Consider the following 18,634-nt stretch of genomic DNA (forward strand, 5'->3'; position numbering starts at 1 on the left):
CAAGTCATCAGGCTGCACAAGTTGTCGCGGGGCGAAAATGCATGGATTTACCGATTGTTAACCAAGGCACCGCAAAGTGCAGGGGAAGGAGACACCGACCATGCGCCTTGCCCATTCCCTTGTTTTACTAGGCCTATCAGCCCTCGCTGCCTGTGATAGCCCCAGCCCGCAATTCATGCATCGCGACACCGCGACCACACGGATCGAGGTCGAAGGATCCACATTTTCCGTACATCAGCGCGAGAACTGGGTCGAGGTCTATCGCATCGGATTCGAGGTCCTGCCCCGACTTCCGGTGATTCTGGCGCGCTCTAAAACAGCGATTGAGCAGGCCACCGGATGCACGGTTGTCGAGGGGTCCCTGAGCGGCGACCAAGCCATTCAGCGCGCGGAAATTGACTGCGATACGGCTTAACTATTTGGCCAAGGTATGACCGTCAGTTCCGGCCATTGCGCCTTTTGGCGCGCGGCTTTCGCCTCGTGTGTGGCGCGGTTGTTTCGGATCGGGTTTGGCGTCACCCGAAACGCGAAGATGTCATCCAACCCATAGGGCGCATAGGTTTTTAGGCTGTCATCGCGCTGAAGCCGCACTCCCACGCAATGGGTACGGCAGGCAAAACGGTCGATCCCTTCGCGCGCATCACGCAGCGGGGAATACGCCTCGCCGAAATGGTGTTCGTACCACAGATGCACCCGCGCCTGATTGCGGATTTCGACCAGCGGATCCTGCGGGAACAGCGCGTCACCGCGTTTGATCACCCGGTCCTCGGACTCGTAACTGGTGTCGGGATCGAAATAAAACAGATCCGCATCCTTGATCCCATGACGCAAATCGCGCCCGGTCAGGCTGTTCCACACCGTGTTATAGATCGCACCGGACACCAGCCACCAATCCGGCAAATCCATGTCCCGCGCGATCTGTAGCACCTGCATCAAATGCGGCGCGCCGCGAATGATCTGCTCCAGCGTGTTCCGCTGTGTGGCATCGTCCAGCCCGGCAAACCGCAGATGAGTCATCGGATCTGATCCAGCATCGCGCGGGCCGAGTTTGACCGCGGTGTCCAAAGCCCTCGTTCGATCGCTTCGCGCAGACGTTCCGCGATCTCTTTCAGGGCTGGATCGTTATGTTCTTCGATGAAATCGCGCGTGTCGTCGTCTTCAATGAACGCACCATAGACCAGATCAAAGTGATGGCTGCGCACCGCGCCCGTCGTGGCCGCGAAGGCAAACATATAGTCAACCGTCGCTGCAATCTCGAACGCGCCTTTATAGCCGTGGCGCTTCACCCCATCGATCCATTTCGGGTTCACAACACGCGAACGGACCACGCGCCCGATTTCGTCTTCCAGCGTACGGATCACCGGACGTTCAGGGCGCGAGTGGTCGTTGTGATAGATCGGTCGATCCCGCCCCTGAAGCGTCGACACAGCCGCCGCTGCACCCCCTTCAAACTGATAGTAATCGTCGCTATCCAACAGGTCGTGTTCGCGGTTGTCCTGATTCTGCACAATGGCTTCGACCTGCCCAAGCCGCGCCTCGAACCCTTCGCGGTCGCGAGTGCCTTCGCTGCCCGCGCCATAGGCATAGCCGCCCCATTCCAGATAGGCCTCGGCCAGATCGGCTTTATCGGCCCAAAGCCGCTCATCAATCATCGCCTGAAGTCCCGCACCATAGGCGCCGGGTTTCGACCCATAGACCCGCGACGCACCCCCGCCCGCACGTACACGCGCGGCGGCGGGGTTTACATCGTCCGGTTCGTCCATCGCCTGCACTGCACGCGCGGCGCTATCCATCAAGGCGATCAACTGCGGGAAGGCATCGCGGAAGAACCCCGACACACGCAAGGTGACGTCCACGCGGGGTCGGCCCAAGGCAGACGATGGGATCACTTCGAAACCGGTCACACGGCGGTTGGCGCTGTCCCATTTGGGCTTCACACCCATCAGCGCCAAGGCTTGCGCGATATCATCGCCGCCTGTGCGCATATTGGCGGTGCCCCATGCCGTCAGCAGCATCGTACGCGGCCAGTCCCCATGAGTTTGAAGATGCTTGTCGATCAACAAGCTCGCCGATTTCCAGCCCAGCGACCATGCGGTCGGGGTCGGCACCGCACGGCTGTCGACCGAGAAGAAGTTCCGTCCCGTCGGCAACACATCCAAACGCCCGCGGGTGGGCGCGCCGGATGGCGCAGGGGCGACGAATTGCCCGCCAAGGGCGGTGAGAAGCCCCTTCCCCTCCTCTGGTCCGCAAGCCCGCACAGACGGCAATACCTGCGCATGATAGGCATCCAGAACCGGGCGGGTTGCGGCGAACTCTTCCGGCACCTCATCCCATGTTACCGCAGCCTGCGCCAGCAGCTCCAGCCGTTCAACCGTGTCGCCATTGCTGCGCCAGTTTCCGGCCTCGATCGCCTCCAACAGCGCATGACGTGGGCCGTCATATTTGGTCGCCATCTCGCAATCCAACGGATCAATCTCCACGCCGCAATCCGTGGCGAGCGCCCGGATCAGGGACGCATCGCCGCCCTCGCCCTGCCCGCGCGGGACACGGACCAGCGCAATGCCAAGATCACGTTCCAGATCCCCAATCGGAGACTGCCCGAACACGTGCAACCCGTCACGGATTTGCGCCTCTTTCAACTCGCACAGATAGGCATCCAGCTTGGCCAAATCGCTGTCTTCATCCTCGCCCGACATACCTACATCGGCATCCAGCCCAGTGGCTTGGGTCAGGGTCAGGATCTCGCGCCGCAAATGCACGATCCGACGGGGATCGACACCAGCGGCTTCATAGTATTCATCCACCAACGCTTCCAGATCGCGCAGCGGACCATAGGTCTCGGCCCGCGCCAGCGGCGGCGTCAGGTGGTCGATGATCACCGCTTGCGCACGGCGCTTGGCCTGCGTGCCCTCGCCGGGATCGTTCACGATGAACGGATATATATGGGGCATCGGGCCCATCACAGCCTCGGGCCAGCACGTTTCGGACAAAGCAACGGCTTTACCCGGCAGCCATTCAAGGTTCCCGTGCTTGCCCATGTGGACCAGCGCGTGCGCGCCGAACGTGTGGCGCAGCCAGAAATAGAAGGCCAGATAGTTGTGTGGCGGGACAAGGTCGGGCGAGTGATAGGTCTCGGTCGGGTCAATATTATAGCCCCGCGCGGGCTGCACCCCGACAACCGCGTTGCCATAAGTCAGGATCGACAGGGCAAACGCCCCGTCCACGAAAAACGGATCCGCTTCGGGTGCACCCCAGCGGCTTTCCATCGCCTCGCGCATCTCCCACGGCAGGGCATCATAGAAGCGACGATAATCTTCCAGCGTCAGGCGCTCGCCGCCCACACGATCCGCCCGGTCGGTCAGCCAGTTCGTCGGCCCCGTCATCACGGCCTGCATCAAGGCATCGCTGTCCGCAGGGACATCCGCAATCGCGTATCCCTGATCAGACAGTAACCCCAGCGCATGAACCACCGCTGCAGGCGTATCCAGGCCCACGCCATTGGCAAGCCGCCCATCCTTGTTGGGATAGTTGGCCATGATCAACGCGACTTTGCGATTGGCTGCTCCAGCGCGACGTAATCGCGCCCAGTTTGCGGCAAGCTCGGCCACAAACTGCACCCGGTCGCCCAGCGCCTTGTAGGTCGCGATGGGGCATTCGGTGGCCTCGTCAAAGAACGCCTCGCCCTTGAATGAAATCGCACGCGACAGGATGCGGCCGTCCACTTCGGGCAGGGCTACATTCATCGCGATGTCGCGCGCAGACAGACCGGTCAGCCCTTCGGCCCAAGCCTCTTCGCTTGATCCCGCCAGCACCACCTGAAACACCGGTGCCGCATTGCACCACGGCGCTTCAAAGGGGTTCGATGCCCCTTTGGACGCCTCCCCTTGATGCGGCGAGCCAACGGCGAACGAGGTACAGTTCAGGATGACCTCGGGCGCGACCTCGGTGAACAAGCTTTCCAGCGTGGCGACGGACACCGGATCCTTCAAAGACGCTACGAACACGGGCAGTGGGTTCAGTCCCTGCCGCAGAAGCGACCTCACCAGACGATTGATCGGATTCAGCCCCGCGCCCTGCACCAGCGCGCGATAAAAGACGACGGGCACAATAGGGGCGTCGTCGCTCCACGCCTCTTGTGCGGCAGACAATTCGGCCACGCCTGCGCCCGGCCAATAAACACCTGCGCGCAACAGCGGCCGCGCGGCTTCGGGGCGCTCGCCGCCCAACATCATCACCTTAGCGTAATTCAGAAACCCAACAGAGTTCTCTGGCCCGCCCTCGACCAAATAGGCCCAAAGCGCATCGTAGTCTTCGTCCGACACCGTCGACAGCGCCCGCAGTTCGGCATCTGGCTTGTCATCTCCGGGCAGCAGCGCCAAAGGCACGCCCGCGTCACGCAGATGGGCCGCATATTGCTCGGCCCCGTATTTCCAGTAGCCAACGCCGCCAAGCACCCGCGCCACGACCAGCCGAGATTTCGTCGCGCAATTGTCGATATGCAAATCAACCGACATTGGGTGCGCCAGATGCATCATGTTGGCCAGACGCAGTCCCGGTGCGCCCGCCATCTCGGCCCGCGCTTGGGCCAGCCCTACAAGTTCCGTGTCTGCGGCCGAAATGAACACCAGATCCGATGGCGTCTGCCCCAGATCAACCGGTTCTTTCCCGTCATCAATGCTGCCCGGAGTGGCTGCCAGAAGATGCATGTCGCGTCCCTTGCGTTAAGATGTTATGGACCGGCCAAACATGACCCGATCAAGGTGAACCCTATGGATTATAAAGCTGCTGGCGCGCCGAAACCTGCGAAGGGCAAGCCCCGCCATTCCGAACATAACGCCCGCGGGACCGAGAAGAACCCGCTGAACCGGAAAGACGACAAATCAGCGCTTCTGGCGCGGATGAAAGCTGCTGCCGACAAGTGCAAAAAGGCGTAAGCGCCGATCACAGCGCCTTCTCCATGAAAATCGAGCTGTTGGCTTCAGGATAGTCGCCAAACGGACCGCATTTGGAGAACCCGGCCCGTTCATACAGGCGGTGCGCTGCATAAAGCACGTTGCCTGTTTCCAGCTTCATCGCCTCATGTCCCTGCGCCCGAGAGGTGGCTTCGATCTGGCGCAGCAGAGCCTCGCCCACGCCTTTCCCGCGCGCATCGGGCGAGACGAACATTGATTTCACCTCGCCATAATCACCCTTGTCGGCCAGTGCGCCGGTCCCCAGCACCACGTCGCCCTCGCGTGCCACGAAGAACGAAACTTCAGGCACGCACAGGTCATCGATGTTCAGAAAGAAATTATCCTCGGGGGGAAACAAGCTCTCCATCAGGGCGTGGCTTTGCTGTAGCAAGGCCGTGGCCTGAGGATCACGCGGATCGCCTGGGACAACTTCGATCGTCATGCGGACAGCGCCTGTTCAATCGCAGCCCGATCCAGCCCCGACTGCCCGATGACCACAAGACGTGTCTCGCGGGTCTGGGTACCAAAGGGTTGGTCGAAATACGTATCCACACGCGGGCCAACCGCTTGAAGCGTCAGACGCATCGGCTTGCCTTCTACGGCTGCGAAGCCTTTCAGGCGCAGAATGTTGTTGGCGCGGATGACGTCAGCAACTTTCTCGGCAAAGGCTTCTGGATCGGCAACCTCGCCCAGCGTGACCACGAAGCTTTCGAACGCATCATGGTCGTGATCGTGGTGGTGGTGATGGTGATGGTCGTCATCGTGATCATTGTGATGGTGGTCGTCGTCATGGTCGTGGTGGTGATCATCGTGATGATGATGCCCCTTCTCGTGAAGCGACAGACGGGCATCCATATCATCCTCGGCGCCCATGCCCTGACCCAACAGAACCTCGACCGGCAGCGCACCCATGGTCGAGCGCACGACCTGCACCCCGTCACGGCTGTCGCCCGTCAGTTGTGAGACCAGTTGATCTGCCTCGCCTTCCGCCAGCAGGTCGGACTTGTTCACGACAATCATGTCCGCACATGCCACCTGATCCTTGAACAGCTCGGACAGAGGCGTCTCGTGATCCAGATTTTCGTCCAGCTTTCGCTGTGCTTCCACGGCATCCAGATTCGACGCGAACTGACCGTCAAACACGGCTTTCCCGTCCACAACGGTGACAACACCATCCACAGTCACGCGGGTCGAAATCTCGGGCCATTGGAACGCACGCACCAAGGGCTGCGGCAGGGCCAGACCCGAGGTTTCAATCACGATGTGATCGGGTGGGGTGTCGCGATCCAGCAGCTTTTCCAGCGTCGGGATGAAATCTTCAGCGACGGTGCAGCAGATGCAACCGTTCGACAGCTCCATGATATCATCCTCGGTGCAGGTTTCGTCCCCGCAGCCTTTCAGGATGTCGCCATCCACGCCCAAATCGCCAAACTCGTTGATGATCAGCGCGATGCGCTTGCCCTTGGCGTTGTCCAGCATGTGGCGGATCAGGGTCGTCTTGCCCGCGCCCAGAAAACCGGTGACCACGGTTGCAGGTATCTTCGCTTGCATCTTATCCTCCTTCGCCCGTCTCCCCGACGGGTGGGTTGCATATGTGCATGGCAGGTCTCCTGGCTTTGCGGGTCGAAGCGCGCCGCCGCCTTCCCGACCCTTTGGGTCAGTGGCACTGGCGGGCGCTCTCCGCTTACAGTCGCGGGGGCGGCTGCACCATCAGACCCCGGATTGGGTCGTCCCCGGTGCATTCCCTTTTGTCCCATCGGGAACCATGCAGAACGTCTTTGCCGCGCAAGGGGGCAAAGGGTCAAGATCGAAACCGACCTTGCGGGCAGGTTTGGCGGCAACAAATCCACGCCCTGAAGGCCCAAAATGCAATATCTTGTGGATAAGTCGCCCATTTCGACCACATATCGGTCCCCGCCGTTGACTCCTGCACAATCCCTTCGAACAATCATTGAACTGTAAGAATCAATGATGAGGCAGACCGCTTGCGGTTTTCAAAACTCCGTCTGAATGGCTTTAAAAGCTTTGTAGACCCGACCGATCTGGTGATCGCGGACGGGCTGACGGGTGTGGTTGGACCAAACGGTTGCGGCAAATCCAACCTGCTGGAAGCGCTGCGCTGGGTCATGGGTGAAAACCGCCCGACCGCCATGCGTGGCGGCGGAATGGAGGATGTGATCTTTGCCGGTGCAGCCTCGCGCCCGGCCCGTAACTTTGCCGAGGTCTCGCTGCTGTTGGACAACAGCGAACGGCTTGCCCCGTCCGGGTTCAACGAAAGTGACAATCTGGAAATCATACGCCGGATCACCCGCGACGCTGGATCTGCCTATAAGGTAAACACCAAAGATGTGCGTGCGCGTGACGTCAGCATGCTGTTCGCCGATGCCTCGACCGGGGCACATTCGCCTGCGCTGGTGCGGCAGGGTCAGATTTCCGAGCTGATCAACGCCAAACCCAAGGCCCGTCGCCGCATTCTTGAAGAAGCCGCGGGCATCTCGGGCCTGTATCAGCGCCGCCACGAGGCCGAACTGAAGCTGAAAGGCACCGAGACCAATCTGGCGCGTATCGAAGACGTGATCGAGCAGTTGGCATCGCAGCTTGGGCAACTTGCCCGGCAGGCGCGGCAAGCCGCACGCTATCGCACCATCGGGGACGACCTGCGTCGCGCCGAAGGACTGCTTCTTTATCGCCGCTGGAGAGAAGCCGACGCAGCACGCGCCGAAGCGCAAGCACAGTTGACCGAACGTGTGAAGGCTGCTGCCGCCGCCGAAGGTGCCTCGCGTCAGGCGACCAAAGCCCGACAAGAGGCCGAGGACCGTCTGCCGCCCCTGCGCGAGGAAGAGGCCATCGCCGCCGCCATCCTGCAACGCTTGCAAGTCCAGCGCGATCAGCTGTCGGATCAGGAAAGCCAAGCCCGCGCGCGCATCGAAACCCTGACCAGCCGCATCGCGCAATTGGCCCGCGATATCGACCGCGAAAGCGGGCTGAACAAGGATGCAGGCGAAACGATCGAGCGGCTGGAATGGGAACAGGCGCAGATCACCAAAGCCTCTGAAGGTCACGATGACGCGCTTGAGGCATCAAATGCAGATGCCCGTGACAGTGCCGCGATCCTGCAGGAACGTGAAGGCGACCTGACCCAACTGACGGAAGACGTCGCACGGCTGGCCGCGCGCCACCAATCAGCCCATCGTTTGCTGGATGACAGCCGCAAAACGCTTGAGAAAAGCGAGGGCGAAGCGACCCGCGCCCGCGCCGCGATGGATGACGCCAAGGGCGCGGTGGACAAGGCAGCGACAGATTTTGATGCGGCCGGTGTGGCACACTCGGCGGCGTCCAAAGCCTCGGAACAGGCGGAAGCCGCATTGGTTGCCGCCGATGAAGCCCGTTCAGACGCACAGGCCCGCGAGGCAGATGCGCGTGCCGCGCGGTCTTCTGCCGAAGGCGAAGTGAACGCGCTGCATGCCGAGGTTCAGGCGCTGTCCCGTCTGGTCGAACGTGATGCGTCCGAAGGGTCGCAGGTACTGGACAGCCTGCGCGTGAAATCAGGGTACGAGAAAGCCTTGGGGGCGGCGCTGGCCGACGATCTGCGCGCGCCAGAAATTGACGGCGAGGCGCCCTCGGGCTGGGCGCTTCTGCCGGGATATTCACAAGCGCAATCGCTGCCCGAGGGTGTAAACGCCCTGTCCAACTATGTCTCGGTGCCCGAAGTCCTGGCCCGTCGAATGAGCCAGATCGGCTTGGTCAACACAGAAGATGCCGCACGTTTGCAAGCGGACCTAAAACCCGGCCAGCGTCTGGTCTCGATCGAGGGTGATCTGTGGCGCTGGGACGGGTTCCGGGCGGGCGCAGAAGATCAGCCCTCGACCGCAGCGTTGCGGCTTGAGCAGCTCAACCGCCTGCAAGAACTGAAGCAGGATCTGGAAGAGGCCACGGCCCGCGCAGACGGTGCACGCGCAGCCCATGACGTGCTGAAAACCCGTCTAATCGAGACGACCGAAGCAGATAAACGCGCCCGCGATGCCCGCCGCGATGCTGATCGCGCCGTGACCGAAGCCAACCGCGCCCTGTCCCGCGCCGAAGCCGATCGCAACATCGCGGAAGGCAAGCTGGAAAACCTTGGGTTGGCGTTGAAACGTCACGAAGAAGAAGCCATGGGTGCACGTCAGCGTTTGACTGAGGCGGAAAAAGGTGTTGCCGATCTGGGCGATCTGGACGCCGCACGCACGCAGGTGGAAGAGGTCAAGATGGCCGTCGAAGCCGCACGGATGACCATGATGTCCAAACGTTCGGCCCATGACGAGCTGCGCCGCGAGGGCGAAGCACGGACACGTCGTAGTCAGGAAATCACCAAAGAGATCTCGGGTTGGAAACATCGTCTGGAAACCGCCGGCAAGCGAATTGCTGAGCTGGACGAGCGCAAGACGGAAAATGAGGCAGAGCTGAAAGACGCCCAAGCCGCGCCGGACGAACTGGCTGCAAAACGTGACGAGCTGGCCGACGCGATTGGCGAGGCCGAGACACGCCGCAAAGCGGCAGGGGACAAGCTGGCCGAAGGCGAAACCGCCGAGCGCGAAGCGGCCAATGCCGAACGTGACGCTGAACGCGCCGCCGGTGAAGCCCGCGAGGCCCGCGCCCGCGCCGAAGCCCGCGCCGATGCTGCCCGCGAAACCGTGACCCTTGCCGCTGAGCGCATTCAGGAAGAGATGGAAACCACGCCGGGCGCTCTGCTGGAAACGCTGGATGCGGACCCCGAAAAGATGCCATCGTCCGAGCAGATCGAACATGATGTGAACCGCCTGAAACGCCAGCGGGATTCTTTGGGCGCCGTCAACTTGCGCGCCGAGGAAGACGCCAAGGAAGTGCAGGAAGAGCACGACCATCTGCTGAGCGAGAAGACCGACCTGGAAGAAGCGATCAAGACGTTGCGCTCAGGCATATCCAGTCTGAACAAGGAAGGCCGCGAGCGTCTTTTGACCGCGTTCGAGCAGGTGAACGAAAGCTTCGGAACTTTGTTCCAGCACCTGTTTGGCGGCGGCGAGGCAAAGTTGGTTCTGGTCGAAAGCGATGACCCGCTGGATGCAGGGCTTGAAATCATGTGCCAGCCCCCCGGCAAGAAACTGTCGACGCTCAGCCTGTTGTCGGGTGGGGAACAGACACTAACGGCACTGGCGCTGATCTTTGCCGTCTTCCTGGCCAACCCCGCGCCCATCTGTGTGCTGGACGAGGTCGACGCGCCGCTGGACGATGCCAACGTGACCCGTTTCTGCGACCTTCTGGACGAGATGACGCGCCGCACCAACACACGTTTCCTGATCATCACCCACCACGCAGTGACGATGTCACGGATGGATCGTTTGTTCGGTGTCACCATGGCTGAACAGGGTGTCAGCCAGCTGGTCAGCGTGGACCTGAAAAAGGCCGAACAGATGGTGGCCTGACCCGGCTTCGCCCTTGCCCGTTTGTGATCAAGGGCCTAAGTTCTCTCTGAATTCTGATTTGGAGAAACCTATGAAATCCATCCTTTTTTCCGGCGCTCTGGCCTTGTCCCTGCTGGCCGGTCACGTTGCATCGGCTCAGCAGGTCAAAGCTTCTGAACCTGAAAGCGTTCTGGCGTATTTCGAAGAGCTTGGCGCCCCTGCAAAACTGGTTGAAGACAGCGTCGGCGACCCCTCGGTCGAGGTTCAGTATTACGGAACCAGTATGGTCGTTTTCTTCTATGGCTGTCGCGATAATAAGAACTGCAATTCGCTTCAGTTTTTCGCCGCATATACCAAAGAAAGCGAGATTTCTTTGGACGGCCTGAACGAATGGAACGCCGAGCAGCGCTATGGCCGGGCCTATCGCGCCGAAGATGGTCGCAAGATGCTGGAATATGACATCTATACCGGTCAGGACGGGGTCAGCATGACCGATTTTGACGAGGTTTTTGACATCTGGACCGAAGCTATCAAAAGCTTCGAAGACGCGCTTTCCTAAATCAAAATGCCCCCAACCTGATAGCTGGGGGCATTTTTCTTAGAGTGCATTCAAAAGTTTTACCGTCGGCCACGCGTCTGCAGGCAGGCCCAGCCGGACTTGTTCTTTCTGGATGGCGGCGCGGGTCTTTGCCCCCAGAATACCGTCAATCTTGCCCACGTCATGCCCGCGCGCCGACAGTTTCTTTTGCAGCGCTTTCATCTGCTGACCTGTGAAGGCCGGGTCGGGATTTCCCGCATTGAACACCGGTGCACCTTCCAGCCGGGTGGCAAAATAGGCGGCGGTGGTCACATAGACGAAGCTTTGGTTCCACTCGAAATACACACGGAAATTTGGATAGGCGATGAAAGCTGGCCCCTTGCGTCCCTGCGGCAGGATGATCGACGCAGGCAGGTCCCCTGCACCCAGTTTTCCCGCCCGCGGCGAGACGCCCAGCGCCGCCCAGTCGGACACGTTTTTTGTTGTGTCCAACCCGGTCTCGGCCCAGTTCAGATCAGAGGGGACGGTCACCTCTTGCAACCACGGCTCGCCTGCACGCCAGCCAAGGCCCCGAAGCATATTGGCCCCAGACAAAAGCGCATCGGCTGGCGTTTTGCGTAGGTCAATTTTTCCATCGCCATTGCCGTCCACTCCGGCCTCGATGATGTCGCCGGGCAGCATCTGAACCATGCCGATTTCACCTGCCCATGCACCGGTCGACGTGGACGGGTTGAACGCGCCTGTTTCAAACAGTTCAAGCGCTGCGAACACCTGCGGCTGGAACAGCTCGGGGCGGCGGCAATCATGGGACAGCGTGACCAGAGAGTTCAGCGTATTAAAGTCCCCCTGGAAGGCGCCATAGTCAGTCTCGAACGCCCAGAAGGCGGTTAGAACCCCACGGCTAACACCGTATTCGGACTCCATCCGATCAAAGACAGCCGCATGTTTGCGCAACATTGCACGGCCACGGTCGATCCGGTCTTTGCTGATTAAACGACGCGAGAAATCGACGAATGGCCGTTGAAAGATCCCTTGCGAACGGTCCGCGTTCAGCGTGGCTGAATCCTGTCGAACCGACGCGAAGAATTTGTCCACGCTTGCCTTAGAATGCCCCTTGGCGATGGCCGCGTCTTTCATGGCGCTGACAAAGCCCTTGAAGCTGCCGCCACACGCCACGGTTTGCGCCTGTGCGGGCAGGGTCATCGCGAATGCGACAACCGCCGCCGAAAGAATTTTTTGCATCTGAATACCTTTGGTTCTCTGCTCGACCGGCAGATTACCGGATTCGCATCAAGTGGCAACCGACAGAAGGAACACGATCCCGATAAAGACCAACCATGCCGACCACAGCGCATCGACGGCCTGATCTACCTCTTTCGCGCCGATATCGCGCGCACCTTCGTCATTCACCCACGGGAAGTCCCGCATTTCACCATGATAGGCACGGGGGCCGGACAGAGCGACATTCAAGGTGCGGGCCATTGCGGCCTCGGGCCAACCCGCATTGGGCGAGCGGTGAAGGGGCGCATCACGGCGGATCACATGCCACGCAGACCATTTACGACTGGCCAAGGCCAAGATCACAGCAGTTAGGCGTGCGGGCACCCAGTTCAGTACGTCATCCAGACGGGCCGCGAATTTTCCGAACTCTTCATAGCGTTCGTTGCGATAGCCGATCATGCTGTCGGCCGTATTCACCAGCTTATAGGCCATCAACCCCGGAAGCCCCGCAATCAGGAACCAGAAGGCTGGTGCCACCACCCCATCCGAGAAGTTCTCGGCCGCGCTTTCGATCGCACCACGGGCAATGGCGTCATCTGTCATGCCCTGTGTGTCACGCCCAACAATCATGGCGACTGCTTTGCGCCCTTCCTCGGTTGATTGGCGCAGCGCGTCGGCCACGGCTTGCACATGTTGAGCCAAAGATTTCTGCGCCAGAAGGATCGCGGCGACGATGATCTCGAGCAGCCCACCAAAGGGCAGGTGCTGAACAAATTGGCCAACTATCACTGCAATTGCGGCCAGAACGAAAATCCCCAAAGCGCCGTTAAAAAAGCGGTTGTCACCTTCATTCAAACCGCGCTCTAGCATTTCGATTGCACGGCCCATCAAGACTGCCGGATGTGGTACGCGTTTCCATGCCCAGTCAGGCTCGCCAATAAAGGCGTCCAGTATCAAAGCCAGAACAAGCGCCGAGGCGTAACTCATAGGGCGGTCTCCAGCTGCGACCAGCGATCGGGATGCGGCAGGCCAAGGCGCAGCCACCGAGTGGAATAGGGGAAAATGCGTGACCACAAATGGTGTTCGGCCAAGCGGTCCTGCCACGCCTGTGCGTCGCCCACATCGTAAAGCCGAAACAGCGTCGTGCCGCCCAGCGCGACTGCGCCGTTGGCCGTCATCAGCGCATCCAGTCGTGCTGAGTCGTCTGCCAGACGCGTGCGGGTTTCATTTGCCCAGTCATGATCCTGAAGCGCTTGCGCGCCAAGTTCCAACGCCGGACCCGAGACTTGCCACGGACCAATCGTGTCACGCAGCTTGGCAACCAGCACAGGATCTCCGATCACAAAGCCAAGGCGCAGCCCTGCAAGCCCCCAGAACTTGCCGAAACTTTTCAAGATCAGCACGCCGGGTTTTGTTGCAGTTTTGATCAGGCTTTGATCGGGCATCACGTCGCAAAAGCTTTCGTCGATCACGGTCAGGTCGCGGTCCGTGTCCAAGCCGGGCCAAACACGACCATCGGGATTGTTGGGATGCACCATGACGCAGGCGGGGGCTGAGTGCTCCACAACCTGCCACCCTTGCGCCTGAAACCCGGCGGCGTGTTCGTTATAGGTTGGGCCTTCGATCTGCACCTGAGCGGCGGGCAGAAGCGATGGGATGCGCGCAATCAGGGCAGATGCACCCGGAGCCGCCAGAACGGCAGCGCCATCGGGGACATTCCAAAAGCGGCGCGCCGCAGCCTCGAGCCGTGCAAATGCGCCCTTGTCGGGCAGCGCGGTCCATGCATCCGCCGAGAACTTTCCCACAGGATAGGGCAGCGGGTTGATGCCCGTGGACAGGTCCAACCAGCCCGCACGTGTGCCGCCGAACCGCGCGATGGCTGCGTCCAGCCCGCCCCCGTGATCGCGTTCTTCCACTTCGGTCATGTGTCCTCCGGCAAGGGGGCGTGGCGGGTTACGAAATGACCTTTCACAGCCTGCGGCCATTCACGATAAGGCACCTGCCCTGTCTCGCTATCCGCATGGGCCACCGCATAGTCGACGATTCCCTGCGCGGCATCCTCGGACACCTCGAACCGTCCCAATGTGTAGCAAAGCTTGCCATGCGCCTGAACGGTGACATTGCAGCTGTTGTCGCAGCCCATCATGCAAGACACGCGGCGGGTGCGGACAGGCGTACCGTCGGCCTGCGCCTCAATCAACGCGGCCAAGGCTTCGCCATCGGTCTGCTTCATTCCTCGTTCAGCCCAATCCGCGTGTTTGCAAGTGTCACAGATGGTGATCCAGGTTGTCATCGCGCGCTCCTTCATTGCTGGATCTGGTTCAAGCGGAAAATGCCGTGAAAGACAATGTAAATTGCGGCGTGCTATCCGAACGGAGCGACCAGCCCACCAAAAACGATTCATTTGGCAGAACGCCCAGAACGTGCCATACCGCTGCGGCGGAGTTTATGATGCGTATTTTGATTATTGAAGAAAATCCCAGCCTGGCCCAAATTTGGTCGGCACATCTGATGCGTCAGGGGATGGAGGTTGCGCAGGCCTTATCCAAATCGCAGGCCAACGCGCTTTTGGCTGATCAAAGCTTTGACGCAGTTATCCTGGACGCCGACATTGACGGTGGGCGCCCCTTTGCACTTGCCGATTTCATCGCATATCGGCTGCCCAAGGCCCGGATCATCTTCGTAACCAGCAACAGCTTCTTTTCCGATGGTTCGATCTTCGCGCTGACATCGAACGTCCATGCCTGTGTCCCGACTGATTCCGACCCGTCGGATATCGTTAGCCTGGTGGATCACCACGCACGCGCGGCCCAACGGCAATCCGATCATTTCGACGGATAACGCGTAAAATCAGGTTATGGCTTCCGTTTCCACGCAAACCTTCTAATGTCGCGGTATGACACAGAATACTCCTGTTACCGCCGTCGTATTTGATATTGGAAACGTCTTGATCCGGTGGCAGCCGGAAGAGCTTTACGACCAATGGATCGGCCAGCCCCGCCGGGAACAGATGTTCGCCGCTGTTGACCTGCACGGCATGAACGAACTGGTCGATCAGGGGCAAGACTTCCGCGACATGGTCTATGACGCCGCCGAAAAGCATCCCGAATTTCGCACGGAAATCCTGTGGTGGCATGATCGCTGGCTTCAGCTGGCGCAACCCGCCATTGACCTGTCCGTCGCCACGCTGCGCGCGCTGAAGGCCCGAGGCGTGCCCGTTTTCGCGTTGTCCAATTTCGGGATCCAGACCTTCGACATTGCCGAGGCAGAATATGACTTCCTGTCCGCGTTTGATCGTCGGTATATCTCGGGCCAAATGGGTGTGACCAAGCCCAGCGCGCAGATCTACCAAATGCTCGAGGATGATTGCGGCCACGCACCGGGCGGCCTTTTGTTCACCGATGATCGGCCCGAAAACATTGCCGCTGCAGAAGCGCGTGGCTGGCAGGTACATCACTTTACCTCGCCCCGCGGTTGGGCAGACGCGCTTATCGCGCGCAACCTGATCAAAGAGACCGACCTATGACCCCAGAGCTGATTCCATTTAAGGCCGACGATCTGCTGGACTGGAACGCGCTGGCAGATGCGTTTTTGGACGGCCACACCAAGCCGAAAGCACAGATCGGTGACACGTTCCTCTATCGCGGCGAGGATACGATGCTGACCCGATCGGCTTGGATCGACGGGTTGGGAAGCGCTGTAAAGACCGCCAACATCATGCCCCGCAATCCGGGTCGCGGCGAGCCGATGATCCATGGGGCGGTGAACCTGTATGACGACACCACCGGGTTGTTGGAAGCCATCGTGGACTTCCATCTGGTCACCAAGTGGAAGACCGCAGGCGACAGCGCGTTGGGTGCGCGGCTTCTGGCGCGGCCCGACAGTAAGGTGGTTCTGATCGTTGGCGCGGGCACGGTCGGGCGCAACTTGCGCATGGCTTATGAAGCTATGTTCCCCAATGCCCGCTTTCTGATCTGGAACCGCAGCCCGGAAGGGGCCGCCAAGTTCGCGGGCGAGTTCGACAAGACCAAAGCCGTTGCCTCACTTGAAGAGGGGTTCGCGCAGGCAGACATCATAACCTCGGCCACCATGACAACAGACCCGATTATCAAGGGTGATTGGCTGCGCCCCGGCCAGCATCTGGACCTGATCGGCGCCTATCGCCCCGATATGCGCGAGGCCGACGACACCACCCTGACCCGCGCCTGTCTGTTCATGGACAGCCGCGACACGGTGCTGGATCACATTGGCGAATTCAAAGACCCTCTGGCCCGCGGAGTGATCCGCCGCGAGGATGTCGTCGGCGATCTTTACGACCACAAGGACGGCGTCTTCACCCGCCAGCCTGATGACATCACGCTTTATAAAAACGGTGGTGGCGCACATCTGGATCTGATGACCAGCCGTTACATTCTGGATGCGTGGCGCAACCGGTAGCACCAAAAAACAAACCCCCGGAAGCGGCGCTTACGGGGGTCGTTTTGACGGACAGTTGACAACCTGCCCATCGAACACTGTTCAGATCTTAAAGAAGACCTTCACGCTGTGCTTTTTTCCGAGCCAGCTTACGCTGACGGCGAATCGCTTCTGCCTTCTCGCGCGCTTTTTTCTCGGAGGGCTTCTCGAAATGTTGCTTAAGCTTCATCTCACGGAAGACACCTTCACGCTGAAGTTTTTTCTTCAGCGCACGAAGCGCTTGATCGACGTTGTTATCACGAACCGAAACCTGCATGTGGTTGTCACCACCTTTCTAAGTTAGAGTTTGCAAAAAGTTGCAGGAAGCTGGCTTCTAGCAGTGACGAAGCCTCTTGTCCAGTTCGCCCTCAGATGCGAGGAAAGCCCATGACCTTGAAAGATAACCTGTTGGAAGCAGCCACCCATCACGTCCCGTTCGACGGGTGGTCTGATGCAACCCTTCTGGCTGCGGCCGAAGACTGCGAAATGACCGAAACCGACGCGCGTGCCATTTACCCACGTGGAGCACTGGATCTGGCGCTGGCCTATCATCGGTCTGGTGACGCGAAAATGGTCGAGCGCCTGAACGCGGCGGACCTGTCGGAAATGCGCTTTCGCGACAAAATCGCGGCGGGCGTGCGGTTCCGGCTAGAGGTTGCGGATAAGGAACTGGTCCGCAAGGGCATGACCTTCTTTTCAATGCCTCAGAACGCAAGCGACGGGGCCGCCGCGCTGTGGACCACCTGCGGCCTGATCTGGGAGACATTGGGCGACAGCTCGACCGATCTGAACTGGTACACGAAACGCGCCACGTTGTCGGCGGTTTACTCATCGGTCGTGCTGTTCTGGCTGGGCGATGAAAGCGACGGGGACGAGGCCACGTGGGCCTTCCTTGACCGCCGCATCGACGACGTGATGCAGATCGAAAAGATCAAAGGGCAGGCGCGTGGATCTGGGCTTTATAAGGCCTTCATGTCGGGGCCCGGCAAGATCCTGGACACGATCAAGGCTCCCGGCGCCCCGAACCCGAACTATCCCGGCCGCTGGCACCCAGACGAGGACGAGAAATGACCGACACCATGCGCGCAATTCAGATCACCGAACCCGGTGGTCCCGAGGTTTTGCAGATCAGCGATCAGCCCATTCCGACCCCGCGTCCGGGCGAAATTCTGATCAAAGTGGCCTTTGCGGGCGTGAACCGCCCGGACGCGCTGCAACGCGCGGGCAGCTATGCCCCGCCACCGACCGCCAGCCCCCTGCCCGGCCTTGAAGCCTCGGGCGAAGTTGTGGCGTTGGGCGAAGGTGTTACGCAATGGGTCGTGGGCGACAAGGTTTGCGCCCTGCTGCCCGGCGGCGGTTATGCAGAATACGTCACAACCCCGGCAACTCACGCCCTGCGCCTCCCCGACGGCATGGGGATGAAAGAGGCCGCCTGCCTGCCCGAGACCTTCTTCACCGTTTGGTCCAACGTGTTCATGCGTGGCGGGTTGCAAGCAGGCGAGCGGTTCTTAGTCCATGGCGGCAGCTCGGGCATCGGCACCACAGCAATCCAGCTGGCAAATGCCTTCGGCGCACGGGTTTTCACAACCGCTGGCTCCGACGAAAAATGCGCAGTCTGCGCCGATTTAGGAGCCGAGCGCGCGATCAATTACAAAGACGAAGACTTTGTCGAGGTGATGAAGTCCGAAGGCGGCGCGAACCTGATCCTCGACATGGTCGGCGGCGGCTATATCGCCCGTAACATCAAATGTCTGGCCGTCGAAGGCCGCATGGTCCACATCGCCTTCCTGTCTGGCCCCAAGGCCGAAATCAACTTCGCCCAGATCATGGCCAAACGCCTGACCGTCACGGGATCGACCCTGCGCCCGCAATCGGATCTAGCCAAGGCACGCATCGCTGAAGAATTGGCCGAAAAGGTCTGGCCGCTTCTGGATGCTGGCCGCGTTGCGCCTGTCATGGATCAGGTATTTGCGCTTGAGGATGCCCACAAAGCCCACGCCCGCATGGAAACCAGCCAGCATATCGGAAAGATTGTGTTGGAGGTTTGA

Annotated in this window: 18 protein-coding genes and 1 riboswitch; of the genes, 9 read left to right on the forward strand and 9 right to left on the reverse strand. The window is 60.3% G+C overall.

Translation table 11 applies throughout. From position 1 onward, the window contains the following. Window positions 1-175: 175 nt before the first annotated feature. Window positions 176-415 (forward strand): hypothetical protein, encoded by a 240-nt coding sequence (locus FIL88_RS13635; protein WP_185960948.1) that lies wholly within the window; start codon window positions 176-178, stop codon window positions 413-415. Here the strand turns inward: FIL88_RS13635 and FIL88_RS13640 are convergent. Both FIL88_RS13640 and cobN read right to left on the reverse strand, forming a co-directional pair. Then, a complete protein-coding gene (locus FIL88_RS13640) occupies window positions 412-1,017 on the reverse strand; it encodes a nucleotidyltransferase family protein (protein WP_142854434.1) in 606 nt (201 codons plus the stop codon). The genes FIL88_RS13635 and FIL88_RS13640 overlap by 4 nt on opposite strands. Beyond that, the gene (gene cobN, locus FIL88_RS13645) at window positions 1,014-4,706 is read right to left on the reverse strand and encodes a cobaltochelatase subunit CobN (RefSeq protein WP_142854435.1); all 3,693 of its coding nucleotides are present in this window, start codon (window positions 4,704-4,706) and stop codon (window positions 1,014-1,016) included. Before cobN ends, FIL88_RS13640 begins: the two co-directional genes overlap by 4 nt. Before the next feature lie 63 nt (window positions 4,707-4,769). Between cobN and FIL88_RS16735 the strand changes: the two genes are divergently transcribed. After that, window positions 4,770-4,934, forward strand: coding sequence for a hypothetical protein (locus tag FIL88_RS16735; protein ID WP_185960949.1), 165 nt, complete (start codon window positions 4,770-4,772; stop codon window positions 4,932-4,934). A 7-nt stretch (window positions 4,935-4,941) separates the two neighbouring features. Here FIL88_RS16735 and FIL88_RS13650 read toward each other — a convergent pair whose 3' ends face one another. Then, window positions 4,942-5,394 carry a GNAT family N-acetyltransferase gene (locus FIL88_RS13650; RefSeq protein WP_142854436.1) on the reverse strand — a complete coding sequence of 151 codons (453 nt, stop codon included), beginning with the start codon at window positions 5,392-5,394 and terminating at the stop codon, window positions 4,942-4,944. Beyond that, window positions 5,391-6,503, reverse strand: coding sequence for a cobalamin biosynthesis protein CobW (gene cobW, locus FIL88_RS13655; protein WP_142854437.1), 1,113 nt, complete (start codon window positions 6,501-6,503; stop codon window positions 5,391-5,393). The genes FIL88_RS13650 and cobW overlap by 4 nt, the downstream gene beginning before the upstream one ends. A gap of 32 nt (window positions 6,504-6,535) precedes the next feature. Then, a riboswitch (cobalamin riboswitch) is annotated at window positions 6,536-6,735 on the reverse strand. Between the two features lie 202 nt (window positions 6,736-6,937). On the opposite strand from cobW, the gene smc reads away from it, so the two are divergent. Beyond that, the gene (gene smc, locus FIL88_RS13660) at window positions 6,938-10,393 is read left to right on the forward strand and encodes a chromosome segregation protein SMC (protein WP_142854438.1); all 3,456 of its coding nucleotides are present in this window, start codon (window positions 6,938-6,940) and stop codon (window positions 10,391-10,393) included. Window positions 10,394-10,463: 70 nt separating this feature from the next. After that, a complete protein-coding gene (locus tag FIL88_RS13665; RefSeq protein ID WP_142854439.1) occupies window positions 10,464-10,931 on the forward strand; it encodes a YbjN domain-containing protein in 468 nt (155 codons plus the stop codon). A 39-nt stretch (window positions 10,932-10,970) separates the two neighbouring features. Here FIL88_RS13665 and FIL88_RS13670 read toward each other — a convergent pair whose 3' ends face one another. The 4 genes from FIL88_RS13670 to FIL88_RS13685 are packed head-to-tail and all read right to left on the reverse strand — an operon-like array spanning window position 10,971 to window position 14,424. Next, complete coding sequence (locus FIL88_RS13670; protein WP_142854440.1) at window positions 10,971-12,152, reverse strand: lytic murein transglycosylase; 1,182 nt, start codon at window positions 12,150-12,152, stop codon at window positions 10,971-10,973. 48 nt (window positions 12,153-12,200) lie between these two features. Continuing rightward, a complete protein-coding gene (gene cbiB, locus FIL88_RS13675) occupies window positions 12,201-13,118 on the reverse strand; it encodes an adenosylcobinamide-phosphate synthase CbiB (RefSeq protein ID WP_142854441.1) in 918 nt (305 codons plus the stop codon). Then, entirely contained in the window at window positions 13,115-14,056 is a 942-nt protein-coding gene (locus tag FIL88_RS13680; protein ID WP_142854442.1) for a threonine-phosphate decarboxylase, read from the reverse strand. Before FIL88_RS13680 ends, cbiB begins: the two co-directional genes overlap by 4 nt. Further along, a complete protein-coding gene (locus FIL88_RS13685; protein WP_142854443.1) occupies window positions 14,053-14,424 on the reverse strand; it encodes a DUF1636 family protein in 372 nt (123 codons plus the stop codon). The genes FIL88_RS13680 and FIL88_RS13685 overlap by 4 nt, the downstream gene beginning before the upstream one ends. A gap of 155 nt (window positions 14,425-14,579) precedes the next feature. On the opposite strand from FIL88_RS13685, the gene FIL88_RS13690 reads away from it, so the two are divergent. Genes FIL88_RS13690 through FIL88_RS13700 form a run of 3 tightly spaced genes read left to right on the forward strand, consistent with a single transcriptional unit; the run spans window position 14,580 to window position 16,568 of the window. After that, on the forward strand, window positions 14,580-14,972 hold the full coding sequence (locus FIL88_RS13690; RefSeq protein ID WP_142854444.1) for a response regulator: 393 nt from the start codon (window positions 14,580-14,582) through the stop codon (window positions 14,970-14,972). A gap of 55 nt (window positions 14,973-15,027) precedes the next feature. Beyond that, window positions 15,028-15,657 carry an HAD family hydrolase gene (locus tag FIL88_RS13695; RefSeq protein WP_142854445.1) on the forward strand — a complete coding sequence of 210 codons (630 nt, stop codon included), beginning with the start codon at window positions 15,028-15,030 and terminating at the stop codon, window positions 15,655-15,657. Then, window positions 15,654-16,568 (forward strand): ornithine cyclodeaminase family protein, encoded by a 915-nt coding sequence (locus FIL88_RS13700; RefSeq protein ID WP_142854446.1) that lies wholly within the window; start codon window positions 15,654-15,656, stop codon window positions 16,566-16,568. The genes FIL88_RS13695 and FIL88_RS13700 overlap by 4 nt, the downstream gene beginning before the upstream one ends. Before the next feature lie 88 nt (window positions 16,569-16,656). Here FIL88_RS13700 and rpsU read toward each other — a convergent pair whose 3' ends face one another. Continuing rightward, window positions 16,657-16,863 carry a 30S ribosomal protein S21 gene (gene rpsU, locus FIL88_RS13705; RefSeq protein WP_007255353.1) on the reverse strand — a complete coding sequence of 69 codons (207 nt, stop codon included), beginning with the start codon at window positions 16,861-16,863 and terminating at the stop codon, window positions 16,657-16,659. Between the two features lie 110 nt (window positions 16,864-16,973). On the opposite strand from rpsU, the gene FIL88_RS13710 reads away from it, so the two are divergent. Then, window positions 16,974-17,657 (forward strand): COQ9 family protein, encoded by a 684-nt coding sequence (locus FIL88_RS13710; RefSeq protein ID WP_142854447.1) that lies wholly within the window; start codon window positions 16,974-16,976, stop codon window positions 17,655-17,657. Beyond that, complete coding sequence (locus FIL88_RS13715) at window positions 17,654-18,634, forward strand: NAD(P)H-quinone oxidoreductase (RefSeq protein ID WP_142854448.1); 981 nt, start codon at window positions 17,654-17,656, stop codon at window positions 18,632-18,634. The genes FIL88_RS13710 and FIL88_RS13715 overlap by 4 nt, the downstream gene beginning before the upstream one ends.

Origin of the sequence: Aliiroseovarius halocynthiae, assembly GCF_007004645.1 — a bacterium.
GTDB lineage: Bacteria > Pseudomonadota > Alphaproteobacteria > Rhodobacterales > Rhodobacteraceae > Aliiroseovarius > Aliiroseovarius halocynthiae.